Below are 22,016 nucleotides of genomic sequence, written 5' to 3' on the forward strand. Positions count from 1 at the left end.
GAGCCGGAGGAAACGCGCAACATACCCGCTGGACTGCGTAGGAGCCACAAACTGGCTACAGACGGCCCCGGTCGATCACGCGGGTCAGCGCCTCCAGCGCGTGCGGATCGTACGCGCCGCCGGGAGCGAACCTGATGCGTTCCAGCGCGGCGCCCGCGCGGTCGCGGTCGGTCGAGGGCCCAACCAGGTCGTCGTAGGCGTTGGCGACCTTGATGATGCGGCTCGACAGCGGCGGATCGGCGGCGATCGGGTCGCACTGGCGTCTGACCACTTCCGCCACCCGGTCCAGCACGCCCGTCTGCTTGATCACCTCGGCGCCCAGCTCGGCGATGCGGCGGGCCTGCTCCGGCTCGCTGAGCACGGTGGCGCCGCCGGGGATGGGGTCGCGCAGCGACAGCTGGCCGATGTCGTGCATGAGCGCGGCGTACTCCAGCTCGAGCAGCTCGGGCTCGGCCATGCCCAGCTCCCTGCCGATCGCCACGGCCAGGCGGCTCACCCGGCGCGAGTGGCCGGGCTCGACGTAACCGCCGACCTCGGTGACCCGGGACAACGCCCGCACGGTCTGCAGGTATGTGGCGCGGATCCCGGCATATTTCCTGAAGGCCACCTGCGTGACGAGCAGCGGCGCCGCGAACACCAGTAGCGCGACCAGGTCCATGCTGTGCGTGGCCAGCGCCAGCAACACCCCTGACGAGCCCACGGCGGCGCCGAGCGGCAGGGCCATGTTGATCTCGTCGCGCACGGCCACCCGGAACGCGGTGCGCACCTGCTCGGACCTGAGCCAGGCCGCGATCAGCACGTCGATCAGCAGGCTGGCGACCAAGAGCATGACCATGACGGCGAGCGCCGGCCACCAGGTGCTGGTGGGCGGCTTGGTCAGGTCGTAGAGCGGGTCGGCCAGCGGGCGGAAGGCGAAGGCCAGCAACGCGCCGGTGAGCAGGCGGCGGGCCATCGCGTCCAGGCGCGGCGGACGGCCGACCGCCAGGTGCGGCAGCGCGCCCGCCAGCATGCCGACCGCGATCACGGCCACGACCTGCAGGGCCGAGTGCTCCAGCTGATTCTGGCTCAGGTCGAGCAGTAACGTGTAGCCGAGCGCCGCCGCGGCTCCGATGGGCGCGACCTCCCTGTTGCCCGGCATGGTGAGCCTGGCCAGCTCGCCGACCGCGATCAGCGCGCCGAACCCGACGGCGATCTCCGCACGGTCGAGGCCTACTGCGGCCGTGTGCGCGACGCCCGCGACCGCCACCAGGCCGGCGGCGCAGATGAGCAGGAGCTGTCCCGAGTCGAGCCTGCGCAGGACAGTGGTCCGTTCGGTACGCCCGGCGCGTTCCGTAGTGATCATGGCCCGGTCACGACCTGGATCGGCATGGTGGGGTCGTCGTGGTCCTTGATCGGCGCCTCGGCCGGGTCGGGCGGCGGCTCGACGCGGCGCGGCGGCTGCCACGGCTCCCGCTCCAGCGCTCGGATGAAGGCCGCGACCATGACGGGGTCGAAGTGGGTGCCCGCGCTCTTGCGCAGCTCCTCGACGGCCTCGGGCACAGGCCTGGCGCCGCGGTAGGAACGGTCCGAGGTCATCGAGTCGAACGCGTCGGCGACCGCGATGACCTTGGCGAACTCGGGGATCTCGTCGCCGGCGAGCCCCATGGGGTAACCGGTGCCGTCGTGCTTCTCGTGGTGGTGCATGATCCCGGCGTACGCCTCGTCGAGGAAGCCGATGCCGCGCACGATCTCCAGCCCGCGCATCGGGTGCAGCTGGATCGCGGCGAACTCCTCCTCGGTGAGCGGCCCGTCCTTCTGCAGCACCTTGGTAGGCACGCCGAGCTTGCCCACGTCGTGCAGCATGCCGGCGTACCGGATGGCCCGCACGCGCTCCAGCCCCATGCCGATCTCATGGGCGATCATGGACGAGGCGAGCGAGACCCGCGTGCAATGGCCGCGCGTGTAGTAGTCCTTGGTCTCCACCGCCTGGCAGAGCGCGGCGATGGTGGCGTCGTACGAGCGCTGCTGCGCGTGGTACTGCCCGAACGCCCAGCGCGCCACGAACAGCGGCACCAGCACCAGCACCGCCGAGATCGACTGCACCGTCGCCCAGAGCCCGGCCACGAGCAGCCCGAACGTGCCGTACCCCAGATAGGACAGCAGGAACTGGACCATGCCGCGCAATGGCACCTCGGCGGGCCGCACCCTGGTGGCCAGCGCGACCATGGTGAGCGTCAGCGCGATGTTGAGCGGCACGAACACGGCGGTGGCCGCCACGTAGGGTCCGATGAGGTCGTCGAACGCGTTGACCTCCGGCACGCCGACCTTTCCTTCGAGCGCCACGTAGACCCGCCCGGCCACGTAGCCGCAGATGGCGAACTGCGCGCCGTTGAACAGCCGCTTGATCAGCGGCAGCCCTGGCCGCACGCTCACCACGGCGGTGAGCCCCACCAACGCCGCGCCCTCCGGGCCGATCAGCACGACGGCGGCCAGCGAGGCGGAGAAGCTGACCGACACCGCGAACTGCTCCACGTTGAGCAGCGTCGGCATCGACTCGCACACCAGGAAGAGCAGAGCGAGCACCAGCAGGACGTCGAGATCCTCCGGGGCCACCGGAGCGCCGGAGGTGATCGCGCCGCGTACGACGAGAGCGGCCGCCGCGCCGATCACGGCGACCAAATAGACCCGCGCCGGCCATGGCAGGTCACGCATTGCGGCCCCCCTACGGTCTGATCAGGTCCAGGACACTCCAGGAGGCAGCGCTCCGCCGATGGCCACCACCACCGGAGTGATCAGCACGATGGCGGTGAGCAGCCGGGCGACCATTACCTTCAACATCCGAATGCCTCCACGTCGACTTCTGGGGTTCACGCTACAGAAGACGCCGTGGCCACACTGGCGGAGCGGGAAATCGCAAGCAAAGCGTAATCAAGTCACTACGACCCGCGATGTGATCTGGCCCACTCCACGGTCTTCTTGATCCCGGTCCCGAGATCGGTGCGCGGCTGCCAGCCGAGCCCCTCGTGAGCCGGCACCGGGTCGACCGCCATGGCCGGCAGGTCACCCACACGTGGCGGCGCGAACCCCGGCTTGTCGGCCGCGCCCGCGGCGTCGGCGATCAGCGAGTGCAGCCGCCGATCGGTGGTCTGGATGCCGGTGCCCAGGTTGAACCTGCGCCCGTCGCCCGCCTGGCCGCAGGCCCGGACGAAGCCGTCGACCACGTCCTCGACATAGATGTAGTCGCGGGTCTGGCTCCCGTCGCCGTAGACGACGGTGGGCGTGCCGTTGAGCAGGGCGTCGGTGAAGATCGACACGACTCCGGCCTCGCCTTCCGGCGACTGGCGCGGGCCGTAGACGTTGGAGAGCACCAGCGTCGTGTATTCGAGGCCGTAGAGCGCGCGGAACGTGGCGAGGTAGATCTCGCCGCTCAGCTTCGAGGCTGCGTACGGCGAGCGCGGGTCGGTGACCGCGTCGCCGGGCACCGGAATCGTGCTCGGCCGGCCGTAGACGGCCACGGACGAGGCGAACAGCACCTTGCGCGTGCGCCCCACGTGGGCCGCGGCCAGCACGCGCGCGGTGCCCTCGACGTTGACGGAGGCGTCGTGCCCCGGGTCGGCGACGCTCTTGCGCACGCTGATCTGCGCCGCCAGGTGGCAGATCACCTCGGGTTGCAGCTCGGCCGTCAGATCGGCCAGGGCCGGATCGCGCACGTCGAGCTCGTGCAGCCGGAAGCGGTCACTGGTGACGGCCTGGGCCAGATTGGCCCTGCTCCCCGACGAAAGATCGTCCACCGCGACGACCTCATGACCGTCCGCGAGCAGACGATCGACGAGATTCGAACCGATGAACCCGGCACCCCCGGTGACCAACAGACGCATGGGGTGAATCCTAGTCGGCCAGCTCCGCCCTCACTTGAGCGATCCTCGCGAGCACCTTGGAGCGCAGGTCGGCCGGGACCGGGTCGCACCCGCAGTGCTTGTGCACGAGCTGCTTGATCGCCTTGTCCAGGTCGTATTCCTTCAGGCACGGGCTGCATTCGTCGAGGTGCACGCGGATCTCGACGACATCGTGCTCCGTCAGCTCGCCGTCGAGATAGGCGTAGACCTTGTCCAGCACGTCGCGACAGTCGGTGTCGTGCGGGTTGCCACAGCTCATTTCGATCCCTCCGCCGGGACCAGGCCACGCTCGCGAGCATAATCCTCAAGGAGGCCCCGCAGCTGCCTGCGTCCCCTGTGCAGCCTGGACATCACGGTGCCGATCGGAGTGCCCATGATGTCGGCGATCTCCTTGTAGGGGAAGCCTTCGACGTCGGCCAGATAGACCGCGATCCTGAACTCCTCGGGCAGCGCCGCCAGCGCCTGCTTGATGTCCCCGTCGGGCAGGTGCTCGAGCGCCTCGACCTCGGCCGACTTCAGGCCGCTCGAGGTGTGCGACTCGGCCCTGGCGAGCTGCCAGTCCTCGATCTCCTCCGTGCCGGACTGCTTCGGCTCACGCTGCTTCTTGCGATAGCTGTTGATGAACGTGTTCGTCAAGATCCGGTAGAGCCACGCCTTGAGGTTGGTGCCCTGCTGGAACTGATGGAACGAGGCGAACGCCTTGGCGAAGGTCTCCTGCAGGAGGTCCTCCGCGTCCGCGGGATTCCGGGTCATCCGGAGCGCGGCGGAGTAGAGCTGCTCGAGATATGGCATGACGTCTCGCTCGAACCGCTCGCTGCGCTGCTCCAGCGTCTCCGCGTTTGTCGCGGGCACCGGACCCACCCCCCTAAGATCACCGGTGACCGGCTGTGGCAGGACACCGTACTCAGGGGAGGATACCCGCTGTGCCGGTGCCGGCCGGGCATCGGGGAGGGGGTCTAGCAATGTGAGCATGCTCGTCGCAACATCCCCGCGCCGTTGTCTGTTCCCGCAAGATAGAAGGTACGAAGGACCCGGTGCGGGGAACGTCAAACGTACCGGCTGGTAGCCCTTTTTCCGGAACCCAGGAGTCGCGTGTGCTGCCCATTCCGGCCGAGGAACTGAACGGCTCAGGGACGCTCGGGCCGTACTGGACGTTCTACCGCGCCGTCGCCGCCGAACAACTCAACCGTTGGCTTCCCGCCGAACCCTCCGTGATCCTCGACCTCTCCGGCGGCCGCGGGCGATGGTCCGGCCAGGCGGCCAGGGCGGGGCATCGGGTGATCGAGTTGCTCGACTTCCGCCGTACCGTCGACGGGCAGTCCCGGTTGCGGGACGCCGACCGCGTCCGCCATATTCGCGCCGACGATCTGGCGTTCCTGCCGGACGCGAGCGTGGACGCTGTGCTCGCCGAGGAGCGGGTGATGTCGATCGAGCTCATGGCGGAGTCGGCGATGAACGACGTGGCCAGGGTGCTGCGGCCGGGCGGGCGGGCGCTGGTGTGCGTCGACTCGCTGGTCCTGGGCATGGCGATCCTGGCCGAGCAGGAGCAGTGGCAGCACCTGCGGCAGACCGGCGAGGTCATGCTCGTGCCCTGGCCTGACGGCAGCATCACACGCTGCTTCAGCAGCACGCAGCTGCGCGAGCTGCTGATCGGCGCCGGCCTGGAGGTGGAGTGGATGCGGCCGCGCACGGTGCTGTCGCCGTCCACGGTGGACCACGTGCTGGGCTCCGACGCACGGGCCCTGGCCTGGCTCGTGCGCACGGAGCTCGAGGCCCACCCGGACGACGACGACACGGTCGGCATCCATCTGGTGGCCAGCGCCCGTAAGAGCTGAACCCACCTGGCGGCCGGCGCCCGTAAGAGCTGAACCCACCTGGTGGCCGACGCCTGTAAGAGCTGAACCCGCCGTTCTTCGTGTCCGGCGGCTCGCTCCCGGGCTCGGCTTCTTAGTGGCGGCGCTCCTGCTTGGACTGGCACTGCACGCAGCGCGCCGCCTCGGGCCGCGCCTCGAGGCGGCCCTCGGGCACCGGCTTGCCGCAGTCGACGCACCTGCCGTACACGCCTTCCTCCAGGCGCTTGAGCGCCTCGATCACCGCGCGCCGCTGTGCGGTGGCCACGGTCAGCATGGCCTGGGCACGGTCGGCGTCGGTCAGGTCCGAGCCTGCGTCGGCCGCCGAGTGCTCGCGTACCGCGACAGGATCGCCCTGGAGCACCCCGATCGAGCGATCCAGCGCGGCCAGCATGTCTTCCAGCCGCTCACGAGCGGTCGTGACATTCACGAATCCGCACCTCCGGGTAAAAGAGGGCAACCCGCGGCGAGGACTCCCCGGTTGTCCCGCCAGGTGGCAATTAGGGGCTTTTGTGGCGGTGACACCGAGTAGACGGATGCATCGCTTTCCTCACCGGATGCCCACTTACCGCGCTTCTTACACCTTTAGAAAAGCGCCGTTTCCCCCCCTTCAGGGATGGGTTTGATGAGGTCCGGCCCGTTGTTTCTGACATTGTTGACGTCCGTCGAGACCGGGTACGCCGTGAGCCGCCCCTGCTCGGCCGGGACCAGCAGCCGCGAGGCCTGCTCGGTGTCGGTGAGCTTGGGGTCCAGCCACTCCTGCCAGCGCTCCCGCTCGATCATCATGGGCATCCTGTCGTGGATGCGGCCCAAGTGGTCCTCGGCGTTGGTGGTAATGACGGTACAGGTGACGAGCCACTTGAGCGGGTCGTCGTCGTCGCGCGACGGGTCCTTCCAGAATTCGTACAGGCCTGCCATGGCCAGCACCCCACCGTCCTGCGGATGGATGAAGTACGGCTGCTTCTTCTTTTTCTCGCCTTCGACCGGCATCCATTCGAAGTAGCCGTCGGCCGGGAGCAGGCATCTGCGCTTGGCGAACGCCTGACGGAACGACGGCTTCTCGGCCACCGTCTCGATCCTGGCGTTGATCAGCCGCGACCCGATCGACGGATCTTTCGCCCAAACGGGCACCAGGCCCCACTTCACGACCCTGAGCTGCCGCACCGCCCGCTCGGCTTCCTTGGGGACGCGGCTCAGGACGGCGTAGACGTTCTTGGTGGGGGCGACGTTGTAGTCGGCGTTGAGCTCCTTGTCGGGCTCGGCGTCCTGCTCGACCTGGAACTCCTCGAGCAGCTCGTGCTTCTTGCGCGCCGACGCGTATCTACCGCACATGACCCCACACTGCCACGTACGGCTTTCGCTCGCATGTTTGCCTCCGCCGCGTAGTCGTTATCCACAGGCTGTGACCTCGTTACTCCGCGCCCCAGTAGTCTTTGACCATGTCCATTTCGCACTGGCCCGCGCCTACCGCGACCGCCCCCGTCACCGCCACCGTCCCGCTGCCCGGCTCCAAGTCGGTGACCAACCGGGCGCTCGTCCTCGCCGCGCTCGCGGAGGGCCCGGGCGTGGTGCGCAAGGCGCTGCGCGGCCGTGACGCGGACCTCATGGTGGCGGCGCTGCGCGCGCTGGGCGCCACGCTGGTGGCCGGTGACGAGACCACCGCGGGCGTGGACTGGCATGTGACGCCCGGCCCGATCCGCGGCGGCGCCGCCATCGACGCCGGCCTGGCGGGCACGGTCATGCGTTTCGTCCCCCCGATGGCGGCCCTCGCCGACGGCCCCGTCTCCTTCGACGGCGACCCGCACGCCCGCAAACGCCCGATGGGCCCCATCCTCGACGCCCTGCGCGCGCTGGGGGCGCGGGTGGACAACGACGCGCTGCCGTTCACGATCAGCGGCCCGCTGGCGGGCGGCGAGGTGACGCTGGACGCGTCGGGGTCGTCGCAGTTCGTCTCGGGTCTGCTGCTGACGGCGGCGCGGTTCGAGAAGGGCGTCACGATCCGCCACGTGGGCCCGCCGGTGCCTTCTCAGCCGCACATCGAGATGACCGTGCAGATGCTCAGGGCGGCCGGCGTCACGGTCGACGACAGCGAGCACGACGTGTGGCGGGTCGAGCCCGGGCCGATCGCGGCCACGGATCTGACGGTGGAGCCCGACCTGTCCAACGCGGCCCCGTTCCTGGCCGCGGCTCTCGTCACGGGCGGCACGATCACCATCCCTGCCTGGCCGCTGCAGACCACGCAGCCGGGCGACGCCCTGCGCGGCCTGGTGACCGCCATGGGCGGCACGGTCACCAGGGCCGAGGCACCCGGCGCGGCCGTCACCGACCTGGTCGTCTCGGGGACGGGCGAGATCTCGGGCATCGACGCCGACCTGCACGAGGTGGGTGAGCTGACCCCGACGATCGCCGCCCTGGCCGCGCTCGCGACGACGCCGAGCCGCATCCGGGGCGTGAGCCACCTGCGCGGCCACGAGACCGACCGCCTCGCCGCGCTGGCCACCGAGATCAACCGCCTCGGCGGCGACGCGGAGGAGACCGAGGACGGCCTCGTCATCCGCCCCCGCCCGCTCCACGGCGGCACCTTCCACAGCTACGACGACCACCGCATGGCCACGGCCGGCGCCGTCATCGGCCTCCGGGTGCCCGGCGTGCAGGTGGAGAACATCGCGACCACCGCCAAGACCCTCCCGGAGTTCGTCCAGATGTGGACGACGATGCTGGAAGCACGATGACCGGGACCCAAGGCCTGATTCCCGGACCGGTCACACGATGACCGGCACCCGACGCCTGAAACCGGGACTGGTCACAATATGACCGGCATCCGAGGTCCGGCTGGTTTCACGACCAATGCTCCGGGCACGTCGGAAAAGGGCTACACGTGCTAGCACGCTGCCCGCATGCCGACGTGAGGATCCACCACGCCACCCGGCCACGCCGGGGCAAAGCCAGCCGCCGCAACCGCTGACGACCGCGCCGGCGATCAATCGACCAATCCATGGAAGGGAAGCGAGCGTATGGGAGCGGACCGCTGAGAAAGCGGGAGTACGACGAGGACGACGTACGAGTCAGGCCGGGCAAGGGTTCCCGGCCGCGGACTCGAATTCGTCCCGCCCATGAGGACGCCGTCGAAGGTTTCGTGGTCGCCGTCGACCGCGGCCGCTATACGACGCTGGTCGAGCCCGAACGCGCCAGGGGTTCGGCCCAGAAACGCAGACAACATCAGCAGAGCCGGCTCGTCGTCGCCATGAAGGCCCGCGAGCTGGGCCGCAAGGGCATCGTCGTCGGGGACAGGGTCGCCCTGGTCGGCGACGTGTCCGGCAGTCCTGACACCCTGGCCAGGGTGGTACGCGTGGAGCCGCGCACCTCGATGTTGCGCCGCTCGGCCGACGACACCGAGGACACCGATGGCATCGAACGCCCGATCGTGGCCAACGCAGACCAGCTCGTCATCGTGACCGCCCTGGCCGACCCGCCACCCAGGCCACGCATGATCGACAGGATCCTGGTGGCAGCGTTCGACGCGGAGATCGACACCCTGCTCTGCCTCACCAAGTCCGACCTCGCCCCGCCGGACGAGCTGATCGCACTGTACGAGCCGCTGGGTGTGTCGCACGTCGTCGTCCACAAGGGCGGCCCGCTGGAGGAGCTCCGCGAGCACCTGACCGGCCGGATCAGCGTCATGGTCGGACACTCGGGCGTGGGCAAGTCCACCCTGGTCAACGTCCTAGTCCCGGACGCCAACCGGGCCGTCTCCCAGGTCAACGCGGTGACCGGCCGCGGCCGCCACACCTCCACCTCCGCCGTGGCGCTTGAACTCCCCGACGGCGGCTGGATCATCGATACGCCAGGGGTCCGCAGCTTCGGCCTGGCGCACGTGTCGGTGGAAACGGTCCTGGCCGCGTTCCCTGACCTGGTGGAGGGCACGGTCACCTGTCCCAAGGGCTGCACGCACCTGGGCGACGGCTGCGCGCTGGACGCCTGGGCGGCCGCAGGCAACGCCGACCCCGTCCGCCTGGAGTCCCTCCGCCGTCTCCTGTCCAGCCGCGAAGGCACCCTGGACGACTCGGGCGTGTCCCGCCGGGAAGCGGCCGCCGACGACGCACCCTGACGTCAGTGCCAGGCCAGCTCCCAGACCCCGACGGGCCGGAAGGTCGGCAACACGGCCGGCAGCATCCGCCTGTTTTCCACCGCACTTCGGCGCAGCACCCTGCAGACAAGAGGTGTGGGGAGCGGCGGCGGCCATCGCCGCCTTGTGGCGGTCAGTCGCGGGTGTGGGGGCGGAGAGTCCAGGTGACGGTGAATGCGGACACCAGGGTGCCGTCGGCGTTCTTGATGTCGACCGCCACGTCGAACACCGGCCGCTCCCCCGCATCCAGCTTGGCGACCACCTCATCCCTCGTCACCAACAGCCGGGCCTCGGCATGGACCTCCCCTTTGGCCAGTTTCCGATACTCGATCCTCGCCGACGTGGCCAGCGGAACCGCCCGCTCCAGCTGATCGCCCAGGGCGGACAGCATCGCCGCACCCGACGCCGACTCGGCCAGCGTGAACAGGGCCCCCGCATGCGGACCCGCCACGTGATTGTGCAAATCCTGACGATCGGGCAGGCGGGAAACGGCCTGGCCGTTCCCGACGGAGTCGAAGGTGATGCCCAAGGTGCGGGCAAAGGGGACGGTCTGGAGCAGCAACGCACCGACATCTTGCGACATGATGGACATGTTACTGGCAAGTAATAGAAATAGGAGTTACCAGAAAAGAGCCGTCTGTGACTGATGTTCTGTATACCCGACACGGTAGCGTGGGCGATCGTGCAGGGTTATACCGATGATCTACGCCTCGCGCATGTCATGGCGGACGCCGCCGACGACATGACCATGCGGCGGTTCAAGGCGGTCGATCTCAAGGTCGACACCAAGCCGGATCTCACGCCGGTCAGCGACGCCGACCGCGCCGTGGAGGAGGCGATCCGGGGCACGCTGCGCCGCGCCAGGCCGCGTGATGCGGTCGTGGGCGAGGAGTTCGGCAAGACCGGGTGGGGTGCCCGGTCGTGGATCATCGACCCCATCGACGGCACCAAGAACTACGTACGCGGCGTGCCCGTGTGGGCGACGCTGATCGCGCTCATGGAGTACGGCAAGGTCGTCGTCGGTCTGGTGTCCGCCCCGGCGATCGGCCGGCGATGGTGGGCGGCGACCGAGGGCGGCGCGTGGACCGGCAAGAGCCTGACGAAGGCGTCCAGGATGCGGGTCTCCTCGGTGTCCAAGCTGGAGGACGCGTCGTTCTCGTACTCGAGCTTCGGCGGATGGGAGAAGACCGGCAAGCTCGACAACTTCCTGGACCTCAGCCGCGCCTGCTGGCGGACCAGGGCGTACGGCGACTTCTGGTCGCACATGATGGTCGCCGAGGGCGCGGTGGACCTGTCCGCCGAGCCGGAGCTGTCGCCATGGGACATGGCCGCGCTCACGGTGATCGTCGAGGAGGCCGGCGGCGTCTGGACGGACGTGGCCGGAGTAAGGGGCCTGGAGGGCGGCAGCCTGGTCTGCAGCAACGGCGTCCTGCACGACGAGGTCATCCACCGCCTCAACCGCGTCACGCGATAACCACAAGAACCACCGAGCTCAAACCTCGGCGGCCGTCGCACGGGTCGACATACGCATTCCCGGCCGCGGACGCAAAAGCCCTGCCCAGGACCGGATGCCAGCAGTGGCCGCGTTCAGATCTCGTTCATCTTTGACCGCCACTTTCCTCTCGTGCGTCACCCCGCCAGGCGGGCTGTCATGCGCCACTGAGAGCGAGAAGCGGCGAAATTGTCGGTGGGCTCAGGCATGGTGGCGTCGTGGCCGAGGTCAGGGAGAACAATGCGACAGCAGGTGTTTCTGGTGTCGTTACGGTTGTCCCTGATGTGCGGGTTTCTCCGGCTGCTCGGGCGAGGTCGGGTGAGGAGCAGGCTGGCGGGCGGCGGTTTCGGGGGAAGAACAAGGGCCCGGCGTGGCGGCGGCCGAAGGATGCGCCGGTGTCGGTGATCCGGCTGGCGTTGGATGTGTCCGACCCGGCGACGCGGGTACGGGTGGAGAAGCTGTTTGCGGCCGCGTGGTCGCTGAAGCGGGCGGTGCAGCACGATGCGCGGGATCGGGTCGAGGCGTACTGGGCCGGATCCCAGCGCCGCGTGGGCGACGCGAAGGCCTGGCGGGAGCGGCTCGGGCTGTCGCGGACTGGCCTGGAGCACGCCGCCTACGCTCATCTGGAGGCCTCCGGCCATCTCAAGGATCATGTGACCAAGGCGCTGGCGATGCACCTGGCCGACGAGGTCTGGTCGGGGGTGGAGCGGCACTTGTTCGGCGACGCGAGCGGCCATCGGGCCGGGCGGCCCAGGGTCGGCTCCTGGTGGGAATTCACCCGTATCCCCGGCCGGGCCCGCTCGCACATCCAGGCGCGCAAGTGGGAGACCTTCCGCCTGGCCGGAACCCTGCAGGGGCATCTGGACGCCTTCCGATCCCGCGACCTGCCGGAAGGTGCCAGTGTTGCCGACGCGCGCGCTGTCCCGGCCGGCGAGTCAGTGCTGGCCCAGCCCCGCCACCTGCCCGTCCCGGCCGCCCCGTCCGGGCCGATCGCGACCGGCGAACGCGCCGCCTCGGGCAGGCCCATCACTCGCCCCGCCTCGTGGTGGGACCACACCGGCCCGCTGACGCTCGTGTTCACCGGCGCGGGTGCCGGCAATCTGGTCGTGCCGGTCCGGCTGCCCCAGGGCGCGGGCCGGTGGGAGCGCATCGTCCACTTCCTGGACCGGCTGGAGGCCTGGCACAAGATCGATCTGGTGCGGCGGCGCAAGCCGTCCGCGCCCGGCGGCTGGGCGTATGAGGCGCACCTGATGATCCTGGACGGTGGGCACGCCTCACCGGCGACCCAGCACCGCCGCCACCGGGCCGCAGGGCTGGAGCGGCGGGCCGGGATCGACGGCAACGTCTCCAACCTGTCGGTGTTCTCCGCCCCCACGCGCGCCGAGCCTGCGGGACACGCAGGCGATGGCCCGATGCCGGCCACGCTGTCGGCCACGATGCTCACCCTGACCGACGCCGAGAAGGCCCGCCTGGCCCGCGAGCAGAAGAAGGCCAAAGGCCGCGCCCGGGCGCTGGAGCGCTCCCGCCGCGCTGCCAACACCGGCCGCTATCACCTCTCAAAGAGACAGGAGACGCGCGCCAAACGCCGCGCCGACCGGGGCCTGCCCGAGCGGACGGTCGCCCTTCCCAAGGGGCCGCGCGTCGCGAACAAGCGCGGCGTGCCCCGGCAGGCGTACCGGACCGACACCCTGTCGGGTGGTTACCACAGGATGCGGGCCCGGCATGCGCAGGCGTCGCAGACCTTCGCCGAGGCCCGGCAGGATCGGGCACGCCGCACCGCCGCCGCCATCGTCGCCGCACACGGCGCCAACATGGTCCTCGAGGACTGCGACATCCGCACCTGGGCCCGGCTGTGGGGCAAGGGCATCTCCCGGTTCACCCCCGGCATGCTCATCACCGCGCTGGAACGCGAGGCGGCCGCCTGCGGCGGCAGCATGCTGCGCGCCTCCACGACCAAGACCGCCCTGTCACAGCACTGCCTGTGCGGCGCCCAGGTGGCCAAATCGCTGGCCCAACGCGTCCACCACTGCCCCCAGTGCGGGCTGACCGCGCCGCGTGACTTGGTGGCCGCCGCGCTCGCCTCCTGTGTCACCCTGACCGACCCCGCCGACCCGAGCACCGCCCGCGTCGACTACACCCACGCCCGCCACCTCATCGACACCTACACCATCCAAGGGCTGCAAGAAGCCCTGTCTGAGTCAACCGCAGCACGTCCCTCACCCGCCCTTGCTGGCCGGGACCATGCGGCAGCCACCGATGTGGCCTCTGCTCAGCGAAATGCCGGCAAATGCGATGCGCCGACCCCGGATGAGACTCCCGCCCAGGGGACCACGCCGGACAGACGTACCCGCAACCCGGACTATCCAGACTTAAGGGATAGCTCTTAGAGCGCGAGCACCCGCCGTACCGCCTCCATCAAGCTGTCCCGATAGGACCCGCCGAACAAGACCACGTGCACGAGGAGCGGATGCAGTTGGTGCAGCGGCACCCGCTCCCGCCACCCCTCCGCCGGCGGCCACTCCTCCCGGTACGCCCCCAGCACCCGATCCAGGTACGGCAGCCCGAACAACGCCATCATGGCCAGATCCGTCTCCCGATGCCCGCCATGCGCGGCCGGATCGACCAACACGGCGGATCCGCCGGACCACAGCACGTTCCCGCTCCACAGATCCCCATGGATCCGCGAGGGCGGCTCGGCCGGCCCGGCGATCTCGGCGAACCGCTCCACGGCCCGCTCGACGGCGGCCACGTCCGAGGCAGGCAACTGTGCCTGACGCAGGAAGGGCAACACCCGCCGCTCCGCGTAGAACGCCGGCCAGTCGTCACATGGCGCGTTGTCCATTGGCAACTCGGCGATGAACCCGGGCCACGGCGCCCCGAAGCCCGGCGCTCCCGAGCGATGCAGCCGGGCCAATTCCCGCCCGAACCGCTCGGCCGCCGCCATACTCGGGCGTTCCTGCTCCACCCACGACAACACGAGCCGGTCGGGACCGACCTCGATCACCTCGGGAACCGCGATCGCCTCGCCGAGCCACCGCAGCCCGGCCGCCTCCGAAGTGAACACTTCGGAAACGACGCCCGTCTTCGCGAACACCTGCCGCCCGTCATCGAGCACGCCCCGCTGCAGGCGCCACCCGTGCGAGGCGCCCAGGTCCTCAGTCGATCTCATCGGCGACGTGCTTGGCCACCCCTTCGGCGGCCGACTCGACCAGCGCGAGCACTTCCTCGAACCCTTCCCGGCCCCCGTAGTAGGGGTCCGGGACCTCGGCATTGGCAGGTGCCGCGAGATCGAACGAGCGGAACAACCGCACCTCCACCCCGGGAGGCGCGATCCGCCGCAGATTGGCAAGATTGTCGAGATCCATGGCAAGCACCAGGTCATACCGGTCAAACCAATCCTTGGTGAACTGCCTGGCCCGGTGCGTAGAGCCGTCGTAACCGTGGTCGGACAGGATCCGCAGCGCCCGCTCGTCCATGGGGTCTCCCTCGTGCCAGCCGCCGGTCCCGGCGCTCTCGACGACGACGCGATCGGCCAGCCCCCGGTCGGCGAGGGCCTTCCGCAGCACCGCCTCCGCCATAGGTGACCTGCAGATGTTCCCCATGCACACCAGACATACGCGATAGCTCATGTCACCAGGATGACCCTTACAGGCTATTCATACGACCAGGAACACCTCTTTGGACCTCAGTCACGGGTCGTTCTACTTCCGTTCACTTTCGCCCGGTGTTATCGGAGGTGTCGAAGTAAAGATCTCACTAGGGACGAGGAAATACCGTGACCCGTGGACAGCGCCGCCTCAGCGCGGTGGCGACGGCCGCCATCGTGGTGGGCCTTTCAGCCGCATGCGGCGGCACCAACACCACTCCGCCCGCCGGGGAGGGCACAGCTTCCGCCCCTGCCAGCCAGGGCGCCCCCGCCGAGCTGGCCGGGCAGGTCAAGGTTGACGGCTCCAGCACGGTCGCCCCGCTGACCAGCGCCGCCGCTGAGTTCTTCAGCGAGGAGCAGGCCAAGGTCAACGTGACCGTGGGCACCTCCGGCACCGGTGGCGGTTTCGAGAAGTTCTGCAACGGCGAGACCGACATCGCCGACGCCTCCCGTCCGATCAAGGACGAGGAGAAGGCGGCGTGCGACGCCAAGAGCATCAAGTACGCCGAGCTCACCGTGGCGACCGACGCGCTGACCGTCGTGGTGAACAAGGAGAACACCTGGGCCACCTGCCTCACCACGGACCAGCTCAAGAAGATGTGGGAGCCGGGCGCGGAGAAGAAGATCACCAGCTGGAACCAGGTCGACCCCAAGTTCCCGAACGAGCCGCTGAAGCTCTTCGGCCCGGGCACCGACTCCGGCACCTTCGACTACTTCACCGACGAGATCAACGGTGAGGAAGGCGCGAGCCGCAAGGACTACAGCCCCAGCGAGGACGACAACGTCACCGTCCAGGGCGTCGGGGGCAGCAAGGGCGGCCTCGGCTACTTCGGCTTCACCTACTTCGAGGAGAACGCCGCCAAGCTGAAGGCGGTCGAGATCGACTCCGGCAACGGCTGCGTCGCGCCAAGCGCCGAGACCGCACAGAACGGCACCTACACCCCGCTGGCCAGGCCGCTGTTCATCTACCCGTCCACCACGGCGGCCAAGCGGCCGGAGGTCGCGGCCTTCCTCGAGTACTACGTGGCCAACGTCAACAAGATCGCGACGGACGCGAAGTACATCCCGCTCAACACCGAGCAGGAGAGCAAGCTCAAGACCGACCTGTCCACGCTGAAGAGCAGCTGATGGCGGTTCGCGACTCCGCGACCGTGCCGGGGACTCCCCAGTCCCTGGCGCGGTCGCGCCCGCGTTATGGCGAGATGGCCATCAAGGCGATCCTCATGGTGGCCGCCTTGGTCTCCATCGCCACCACGGTCGGCATCGTGGTCTCCCTCCTGGAGCCCACGATCAGGTTCTTCGGGGAAGTCAGCGCGGCGGAGTTCTTCACCTCCACCGACTGGGGACCGCTGTTCGAACCCCCGAGCTACGGCGTGCTGCCGCTGGTCAGCGCGACCCTCATCACGACCGCCATCGCGATCGTCGTCGCCGTGCCACTCGGCCTGGCCGCCGCGATCTACCTGTCGGAATACGCCAAGCCGCGCGTCAGGAAGTTCTTCAAGCCGATGCTCGAGGTGCTGGCGGGCATCCCGACCGTGGTCTTCGGATTCTTCGCTCTGAGCTTCATCACCCCGTTGCTGCAGGGCGTCCTGTGGTTCGAGATCGAGATCTTCAACGCGCTGAGCGCGGGTCTCGTGGTCGGCTTCATGATCATTCCGATCGTGGCGTCGCTGTCCGAGGACGCGATGTCGTCGGTGCCGAACAGCCTGCGCGAGGGCTCCTTCGCCCTGGGCGCCTCCAGGATGGTCACCTCGCTCCGCGTGGTGCTGCCCGCGGCCTTCTCCGGCATCGTCGCGGCCGTCATCCTGGCGATCTCTCGGGCCGCGGGCGAGACGCTGATCGTCTACATCGCCGGTGGCGGTCAGCCCAACTTCACGCTCGACCTCGGCAAGGCGATGCAGACCATGGCCGCGTTCATCGCCGCGGCAGGTTCGGGCGACGTTCCGGTGGGCACGGTCGACTACAACACCATTTTCGCGGTCGGCGCCCTCCTCTTCGTGATGACGTTCTTCATGAACTACATCAGCGCCCGCCTGGTGCGGAAATATCGTGAGGTGTACGAGTAATGGCTGTTCTCTCGACGCCACGCTCCGCCGTTCAACTGGCGAGCCAGGGACGCCCGGTCAAGGAGATCTTGTTCCGGATGATCCTGCTCGCCAGCCTGGCGCTGGCGCTCATCTTCCTGGTCACCCTCCTCATCTTCGTCCTGACACAGGGCTGGCCGCGGCTCGACGCCCGGCTCTGGGAGAACATGCCGTCGATCCGCAACCCGGAGATCGCCGGCGCCCAGTCCGCCATCACAGGCACGCTCTGGGTCATCTCGCTGACCGCGGTCTTCACGATCCCGACCGGCATCGCCGCAGCGATCTATCTGGAGGAGTACGCGGACCGGACCCGCTGGTACAACCGCGTCATCGAGCTCAACATCCAGAACCTCGCCGGCATCCCGTCGATCGTGTACGGCATCCTCGGCCTGGGCATCATCGCCCGCACGATCGGCCTCGGCTTCAGCGTGATCACCGCGTCGATCACCCTCGGCCTGCTGGTCCTCCCCATCGTGATCATCGCCTCGCGCGAGGCGATCCGCGCGGTGCCGCCGTCCATCCGCGAGGGGTCGCTGGCACTGGGCGCCACGCAGTGGCAGACGATCTACCGCCAGGTGTTGCCCGCGTCGGTCCCCGGCATCGCGACCGGCTCGATCCTGGCCCTCTCCCGGGCCATCGGCGAGGCCGCTCCCCTGATCATGCTGGGCGCGGTGTCCTTCATCCGTTTCAACCCGGACGGCATCTTCGCCAGCTACACCGTCCTCCCGATCCAGATCTTCAACTGGATCTCCCAGTCGCGTGAGGGATTCCACATCCTGGCCGCCGCCGCGATCGTGATCCTGCTGGTGATCCTGCTGCTGATGAACTCGGTGGCGATCTGGCTCCGCAACCGTTACCAAAGGCGCTGGTGAAGGAAGATATGACTGAGATAGGAAGCACCCCCATGGCGAACGTCACCGTCCGTGGCCCCGAGGCACCCCGCAACCTCGAGGCCCTGGATCCGGTCTTCACCGTCTCCGACCTCAGCGTCTTCTACGGTGATTACGAGGCCGTGCGCGAGGTCGACATGCTGATCGGCAATCGTGAGATCACCGCCATGATCGGTCCCTCCGGTTGTGGCAAGAGCACGGTGCTGCGGTGTTTCAACCGGATGAACGACCTCATCCCCGGCGCCCGCCCGGCCGGCAAGATCCTCTACCACGGTGAGGACCTCTACGGCGACCACGTGGACCCCATCGAGGTACGCCGCCGCATCGGCATGGTCTTCCAGAAGCCCAACCCCTTCCCCAAGTCGATTTACGACAACATCGCCTACGGCCCCCGCGTCAACGGCACGAAGGGCAAGATGGACGACCTGGTCGAGCAGGCGCTCACCCGGGCGGCCCTGTGGGACGAGGTCAAGGACAAGCTCAAGCAGAACGCCCTGTCCCTGTCCGGCGGTCAGCAGCAGCGCCTGTGCATCGCGCGGGCCATCGCGGTCAGCCCCGAGGTCATCCTCATGGACGAGCCGTGCTCGGCCCTCGACCCGATCGCCACCACCAAGATCGAAGACCTGATGCAGGAGCTGGCGCGCGATTACACGATCGTGATCGTCACGCACAACATGCAGCAGGCCGCTCGCGTCTCCCACCGCACCGCGTTCTTCACCGCCGAGGTCGACGACAAGGGCGTGCGGCACGGCCGCCTCGTGGAGTACGACGAGACCAGCCGCATCTTCACGAACCCGTCCGACAAGCGCACCGAGGACTACATCACGGGACGCTTCGGCTGATGACCCAACAGCAGGCGGCATCCACGATGAACGGGGACACGAGGACCAAGCCCGTACTGCTCATCGCCGACCCCGACAGTGCCGTGGTCGAGGACCTGGCCACCGCCCTCGAACGCGAGGGCGTGGCGGTCACCGGCGCGCCTGACGGGGCTCAAGGGCTGCTGCAGGCGGGGGCCCTGCAGCCGGACGTGGTGCTCGTCTCGGCCACGCTCCCGGTCATCGACGCGGTCGAGTTCGTCCGCGCGGTACGGCTCGCGCGAGCCGTACCGGTGCTGCTCGGCGTCGGCGAGGGGCACGCCGAGCAGGCCGTCCGCGCTCTCGCGGCCGGCGCGGCCGCCTGCGTGGCCCGGCCCTACCGCGTGCTGGAGCTGCTGCCGTTCATCCAGGCCTCCTCGCCCGAGTCGCGCAAGGTGCTGATCGTGGGCGGGGTGGAGCTGGATGTGCAGGCCTACCAGGTACGCGTGGGCGGGCGGGCCGTCCATCTGCCGCTGCGGGAGTTCGAGTTGTTGCAGTACCTCATGCGCAACGCCGACCGCACGGTCACCCGCGAGCAGATCATGCGCAACGTGTGGCACGCCGCCGCCACCACCTCGACGAACACGATCGCCGTGCACGTCAAGCGGCTGCGGGCACGGCTAGGAGACGAGGACGACCAGCTCATCCAGACTGTGCGCGGCGTGGGCTACCGGCTGGTCACTCCGGGCATGTCCGGAAGTCCTGCATGATCCTCTTGGTGACGCCTTCGACCGTCGCGATTCCGTACCCGACGTCGGGGCTGCCCTCGGTGAGCACGGCCACGGCGTAGTCGTGGCCGTCGTTCCTGATCAGGCCCACGCTGATCACGGCCCAGCGCTTGGTCGAAACGCGCTTGAGCCAGCCGTTCTTCAGCGCCACCTGGTCGCCTCGGCATGCGGCGGCGCTGATGCCCCAGTTCTGGCCGTCGACGACCTTGCCCATGAGCCCCAGCACCCGCTCGCGGTCCTTGAGCGGACTCTTGCCTGACACGAGCACGCTCATCAGCCGGATCTGGTCGTCCACGGACGTCCGGGTGATTCCCCAGCAATACAGGTCGAGACAGTCCCCGGGAACGCCCTGCGTGTGCTTGAGTCCGAATCGCCGGCCGGCCTTGGTGAATCCCGGCGCGCCGCCGATGCGTAGCCAGAGCCGGTCGGCGGCGTGGTTGTCGCTGTAGCGGATCATCAGGTCGGCGTCCCGCCTGACGGCCTCGGGCAACTTCTTCCAGGGTGTCTTGAGCAGCAACGCCATGAGGATCTGGACCTTGGCGCTACTCGCGGTGATCAGCCGCTCGCCCGGGTGGTAACGGTAGACCCGACCGGTCGCCAGGTCCTTGACCATGGCGGTGACCGGCCCAGGACGGCCGGCCAGGTAGCGGTCGAGCCGTTTGGTGATCCGCTTGGCCGGGATCGACCCCACGGCCTCTTCGGCCGCGATGCTCTCGATCCTCGCCAGCGCCTCTTCCCGGGCCACCGGCGCCGCCCAAGCCATGGGAGGCCGGAGCCGCGGCTCCACGGGCACTGTGATCAGTGACAGGAGCAGGGCAAGGACGAGCACCACCCGTGCTGGCGCCTGCGCCCGGCCCGTGACCACCCGGGCATTATCACGAAGATCCGCGGCGCGCCGCTAGACGGCAGCGGCGACCAGTTTCGCTATCGAGTCGTCGTCACAGCTCTCCCAGAAGCCGCCCACGACGTCCTCAAGGTGCTCCAAGGACTCGGCCCGGAACAGTACGTCCTGATATTTCGTGATTTCGTAGTGCGTCGTGCCCATGGCCGACAGATCCAGCGGCCGGATGTCCATGCCGCGGAACTCCTCGACCTCCCCGTACGACGACAGGATCCCCGCCCCGTATGCCCGGAGCTCGCCCCGCTCCTCCATCACCCCGAATTCCAGCGTGAACCAGAACACCTTCGACACGAACTCCAGCGCCTCCTCCCCTTCGACCCGCCGCGCGGCCTGACCGGCCAGGTGGTAGAGGGCGGCGTACCGGGAACTGGCGAGTGCGTTGGCATGCCCGATCACCTCGTGGACGACGTCGGGCTCCGGCGTGTAGAAGGGCACGGAATGGTGGCGGATGTACTGCGTCGAGTGGAAGAACCCGTCCGCGAGCACCCCGTAGAAGTCCCGCAGCGGCACCAGCCCCGCCGCCGGCAGGTACCTGAATCCGGTCAGCGGCTCCAAGAGCCGCGAGACCTCCTCCAGCTGTGGGATGCGCTCGGTCGGCAGCCCCAGCCGGGCCACGCCGTGGAGGTACTCGGCCGTGGCGTACTTGGCGTGCTTGACCGCCAGCTCCCTGGTGACCATCGCCCACACCTCATGCTCCTGCTCGGTGTACTCGGCCGCGGGAATGGGGGTGCCCGGACGATAGTCGACCGCGAGCTTCGCGATCGCGTTGCGCCGCGCCCGGTAGACCGGGTCGGCGAAGCCTGGATGCGACGCCGAGAGCTCGACCACCACCGACCCGTCGTCCTGGGCCGCGACCGGGGCGAAGTACTGTGCTTCCTCAAACATGCCCAGATAACAGCAAGTTCCGCTTTTCCTGGCAAGAGCGCGTAGTTTTCCTGCGCGACATGCTTACTTTCGCACTCCCAAAGTCACATATTCTGGTCGAATCGCACAGTCCTGGAGGAAGGTCGGCATGGACGAGCTGGACACCAGGTTGCTCGTGACCATGCGGGCCAACCCGCGCATCGGCCTGACCGAGCTCGCCCGTCTCCTGGGCGTCGCCAGGGGCACGGTGCAGGCCAGGGTGGAGAAGCTGACCACACGCGGGGTGATCGAGGACTTCGGGCCCACGGTGTCGCCGGCCGCGGCCGGGCATCCGATCCTGGCGTTCGTCTGGCTGCAGATCGCCCAGGGCCGGCTGGAGGAGGCGGTGGCGGCGCTGCGTGCCGTACCGCAGATTCTGGAGGTGCACGGGACGAGCGGCCAGCACGACCTGCTGTGCCGGGTGGTCGCCAAGAGCACCGATCACCTGCAGGAGGTCATCGCCCGCATCCTGGCCTCGCCCGCGGTGCAGCGTACGGACACCACGATCGCGCTCTCCACCCAGATCCCGTACCGCATCGAACCGTTCCTAAACAGTAGCCAGGAGTGACATCTGATGCCACGTCCCGGAACTGCGCGCATCCCGAACGGTTTTGGATGCGCTGGTCTCCCGCGTTCTCGTTCCCTCCGTCCGGCGATGTGCATC

The 22,016-nt window shown here is 68.8% G+C and carries 23 protein-coding genes; 11 read left to right on the forward strand and 12 right to left on the reverse strand.

Annotated elements, in window-relative coordinates:
• Positions 1 to 55: 55 nt before the first annotated feature.
• The 5 genes from ACTWPT_RS09935 to ACTWPT_RS09955 form a co-directional block, all read right to left on the reverse strand.
• A complete protein-coding gene (locus ACTWPT_RS09935) occupies positions 56 to 1,342 on the reverse strand; it encodes an HD-GYP domain-containing protein (RefSeq protein WP_443176976.1) in 1,287 nt (428 codons plus the stop codon).
• Entirely contained in the window at positions 1,339 to 2,691 is a 1,353-nt protein-coding gene (locus ACTWPT_RS09940; protein ID WP_443176977.1) for an HD-GYP domain-containing protein, read from the reverse strand. Before ACTWPT_RS09940 ends, ACTWPT_RS09935 begins: the two co-directional genes overlap by 4 nt.
• Before the next feature lie 224 nt (positions 2,692 to 2,915).
• Positions 2,916 to 3,857 (reverse strand): NAD-dependent epimerase/dehydratase family protein, encoded by a 942-nt coding sequence (locus ACTWPT_RS09945; RefSeq protein WP_443176978.1) that lies wholly within the window; start codon positions 3,855 to 3,857, stop codon positions 2,916 to 2,918.
• A 10-nt stretch (positions 3,858 to 3,867) separates the two neighbouring features.
• A complete protein-coding gene (rsrA, locus tag ACTWPT_RS09950) occupies positions 3,868 to 4,134 on the reverse strand; it encodes a mycothiol system anti-sigma-R factor (RefSeq protein ID WP_443176979.1) in 267 nt (88 codons plus the stop codon).
• Positions 4,131 to 4,736: a sigma-70 family RNA polymerase sigma factor gene (locus ACTWPT_RS09955; protein WP_127936238.1), complete on the reverse strand. Its 606-nt coding sequence runs from the start codon at positions 4,734 to 4,736 to the stop codon at positions 4,131 to 4,133. The genes rsrA and ACTWPT_RS09955 overlap by 4 nt, the downstream gene beginning before the upstream one ends.
• A 233-nt stretch (positions 4,737 to 4,969) precedes the next feature.
• Here ACTWPT_RS09955 and ACTWPT_RS09960 point away from each other — a divergent pair, with 233 nt between their 5' ends.
• Positions 4,970 to 5,710: a class I SAM-dependent methyltransferase gene (locus ACTWPT_RS09960; protein WP_443176980.1), complete on the forward strand. Its 741-nt coding sequence runs from the start codon at positions 4,970 to 4,972 to the stop codon at positions 5,708 to 5,710.
• 112 nt (positions 5,711 to 5,822) lie between these two features.
• On the opposite strand, the gene ACTWPT_RS09965 is transcribed toward ACTWPT_RS09960, so the two are convergent.
• Entirely contained in the window at positions 5,823 to 6,155 is a 333-nt protein-coding gene (locus ACTWPT_RS09965) for a TraR/DksA family transcriptional regulator (protein ID WP_443176981.1), read from the reverse strand.
• Positions 6,156 to 6,310: 155 nt separating this feature from the next.
• The gene (locus ACTWPT_RS09970; RefSeq protein ID WP_443176982.1) at positions 6,311 to 7,057 is read right to left on the reverse strand and encodes an SOS response-associated peptidase; all 747 of its coding nucleotides are present in this window, start codon (positions 7,055 to 7,057) and stop codon (positions 6,311 to 6,313) included.
• Positions 7,058 to 7,164: 107 nt separating this feature from the next.
• Between ACTWPT_RS09970 and aroA the strand changes: the two genes are divergently transcribed.
• Both aroA and rsgA read left to right on the forward strand, forming a co-directional pair.
• Positions 7,165 to 8,457, forward strand: coding sequence for a 3-phosphoshikimate 1-carboxyvinyltransferase (aroA, locus tag ACTWPT_RS09975; protein ID WP_443176983.1), 1,293 nt, complete (start codon positions 7,165 to 7,167; stop codon positions 8,455 to 8,457).
• A 263-nt stretch (positions 8,458 to 8,720) separates the two neighbouring features.
• Entirely contained in the window at positions 8,721 to 9,833 is a 1,113-nt protein-coding gene (gene rsgA / locus ACTWPT_RS09980) for a ribosome small subunit-dependent GTPase A (protein ID WP_443176984.1), read from the forward strand.
• 151 nt (positions 9,834 to 9,984) lie between these two features.
• On the opposite strand, the gene ACTWPT_RS09985 is transcribed toward rsgA, so the two are convergent.
• On the reverse strand, positions 9,985 to 10,443 hold the full coding sequence (locus tag ACTWPT_RS09985; protein WP_443176985.1) for a DUF4442 domain-containing protein: 459 nt from the start codon (positions 10,441 to 10,443) through the stop codon (positions 9,985 to 9,987).
• Between the two features lie 90 nt (positions 10,444 to 10,533).
• Here ACTWPT_RS09985 and hisN point away from each other — a divergent pair, with 90 nt between their 5' ends.
• On the forward strand, positions 10,534 to 11,325 hold the full coding sequence (gene hisN, locus ACTWPT_RS09990) for a histidinol-phosphatase (protein WP_443176986.1): 792 nt from the start codon (positions 10,534 to 10,536) through the stop codon (positions 11,323 to 11,325).
• A 413-nt stretch (positions 11,326 to 11,738) separates the two neighbouring features.
• A complete protein-coding gene (locus tag ACTWPT_RS09995) occupies positions 11,739 to 13,730 on the forward strand; it encodes a zinc ribbon domain-containing protein (protein WP_443176987.1) in 1,992 nt (663 codons plus the stop codon).
• Here the strand turns inward: ACTWPT_RS09995 and ACTWPT_RS10000 are convergent.
• Positions 13,727 to 14,512 carry a fructosamine kinase family protein gene (locus ACTWPT_RS10000; RefSeq protein WP_443176988.1) on the reverse strand — a complete coding sequence of 262 codons (786 nt, stop codon included), beginning with the start codon at positions 14,510 to 14,512 and terminating at the stop codon, positions 13,727 to 13,729. The two genes, ACTWPT_RS09995 and ACTWPT_RS10000, sit on opposite strands and share 4 nt — an antisense overlap.
• Positions 14,499 to 14,972, reverse strand: a complete 474-nt coding sequence (locus tag ACTWPT_RS10005) for a low molecular weight protein-tyrosine-phosphatase (protein ID WP_443176989.1) — start codon at positions 14,970 to 14,972, stop codon at positions 14,499 to 14,501. The genes ACTWPT_RS10000 and ACTWPT_RS10005 overlap by 14 nt, the downstream gene beginning before the upstream one ends.
• A gap of 146 nt (positions 14,973 to 15,118) precedes the next feature.
• On the opposite strand from ACTWPT_RS10005, the gene ACTWPT_RS10010 reads away from it, so the two are divergent.
• From ACTWPT_RS10010 to ACTWPT_RS10030, 5 genes are read left to right on the forward strand one after another with little or no spacing between them, the layout of a single operon-like run.
• Positions 15,119 to 16,117, forward strand: coding sequence for a phosphate ABC transporter substrate-binding protein PstS family protein (locus ACTWPT_RS10010; protein ID WP_443176990.1), 999 nt, complete (start codon positions 15,119 to 15,121; stop codon positions 16,115 to 16,117).
• Positions 16,117 to 17,055, forward strand: a complete 939-nt coding sequence (gene pstC, locus ACTWPT_RS10015) for a phosphate ABC transporter permease subunit PstC (protein WP_443176991.1) — start codon at positions 16,117 to 16,119, stop codon at positions 17,053 to 17,055. The genes ACTWPT_RS10010 and pstC overlap by 1 nt, the downstream gene beginning before the upstream one ends.
• Positions 17,055 to 17,945, forward strand: coding sequence for a phosphate ABC transporter permease PstA (pstA, locus tag ACTWPT_RS10020; protein ID WP_443176992.1), 891 nt, complete (start codon positions 17,055 to 17,057; stop codon positions 17,943 to 17,945). The genes pstC and pstA overlap by 1 nt, the downstream gene beginning before the upstream one ends.
• A gap of 32 nt (positions 17,946 to 17,977) precedes the next feature.
• Entirely contained in the window at positions 17,978 to 18,805 is an 828-nt protein-coding gene (pstB, locus tag ACTWPT_RS10025; protein ID WP_305925003.1) for a phosphate ABC transporter ATP-binding protein PstB, read from the forward strand.
• Positions 18,805 to 19,530 (forward strand): response regulator transcription factor, encoded by a 726-nt coding sequence (locus ACTWPT_RS10030; RefSeq protein WP_443176993.1) that lies wholly within the window; start codon positions 18,805 to 18,807, stop codon positions 19,528 to 19,530. The genes pstB and ACTWPT_RS10030 overlap by 1 nt, the downstream gene beginning before the upstream one ends.
• On the opposite strand, the gene ACTWPT_RS10035 is transcribed toward ACTWPT_RS10030, so the two are convergent.
• Together ACTWPT_RS10035 and ACTWPT_RS10040 are read right to left on the reverse strand one after the other, a co-directional pair.
• Entirely contained in the window at positions 19,499 to 20,413 is a 915-nt protein-coding gene (locus ACTWPT_RS10035; protein WP_443176994.1) for a serine hydrolase, read from the reverse strand. The two genes, ACTWPT_RS10030 and ACTWPT_RS10035, sit on opposite strands and share 32 nt — an antisense overlap.
• A 33-nt stretch (positions 20,414 to 20,446) precedes the next feature.
• Positions 20,447 to 21,334 carry a phenylalanine 4-monooxygenase gene (locus ACTWPT_RS10040; protein WP_443176995.1) on the reverse strand — a complete coding sequence of 296 codons (888 nt, stop codon included), beginning with the start codon at positions 21,332 to 21,334 and terminating at the stop codon, positions 20,447 to 20,449.
• A gap of 127 nt (positions 21,335 to 21,461) precedes the next feature.
• Here ACTWPT_RS10040 and ACTWPT_RS10045 point away from each other — a divergent pair, with 127 nt between their 5' ends.
• The gene (locus ACTWPT_RS10045) at positions 21,462 to 21,920 is read left to right on the forward strand and encodes an Lrp/AsnC family transcriptional regulator (protein WP_443176996.1); all 459 of its coding nucleotides are present in this window, start codon (positions 21,462 to 21,464) and stop codon (positions 21,918 to 21,920) included.
• Positions 21,921 to 22,016: the final 96 nt, after the last annotated feature.

It is taken from the genome of Nonomuraea sp. 3N208 (assembly GCF_052245935.1).
GTDB lineage: Bacteria > Actinomycetota > Actinomycetes > Streptosporangiales > Streptosporangiaceae > Nonomuraea.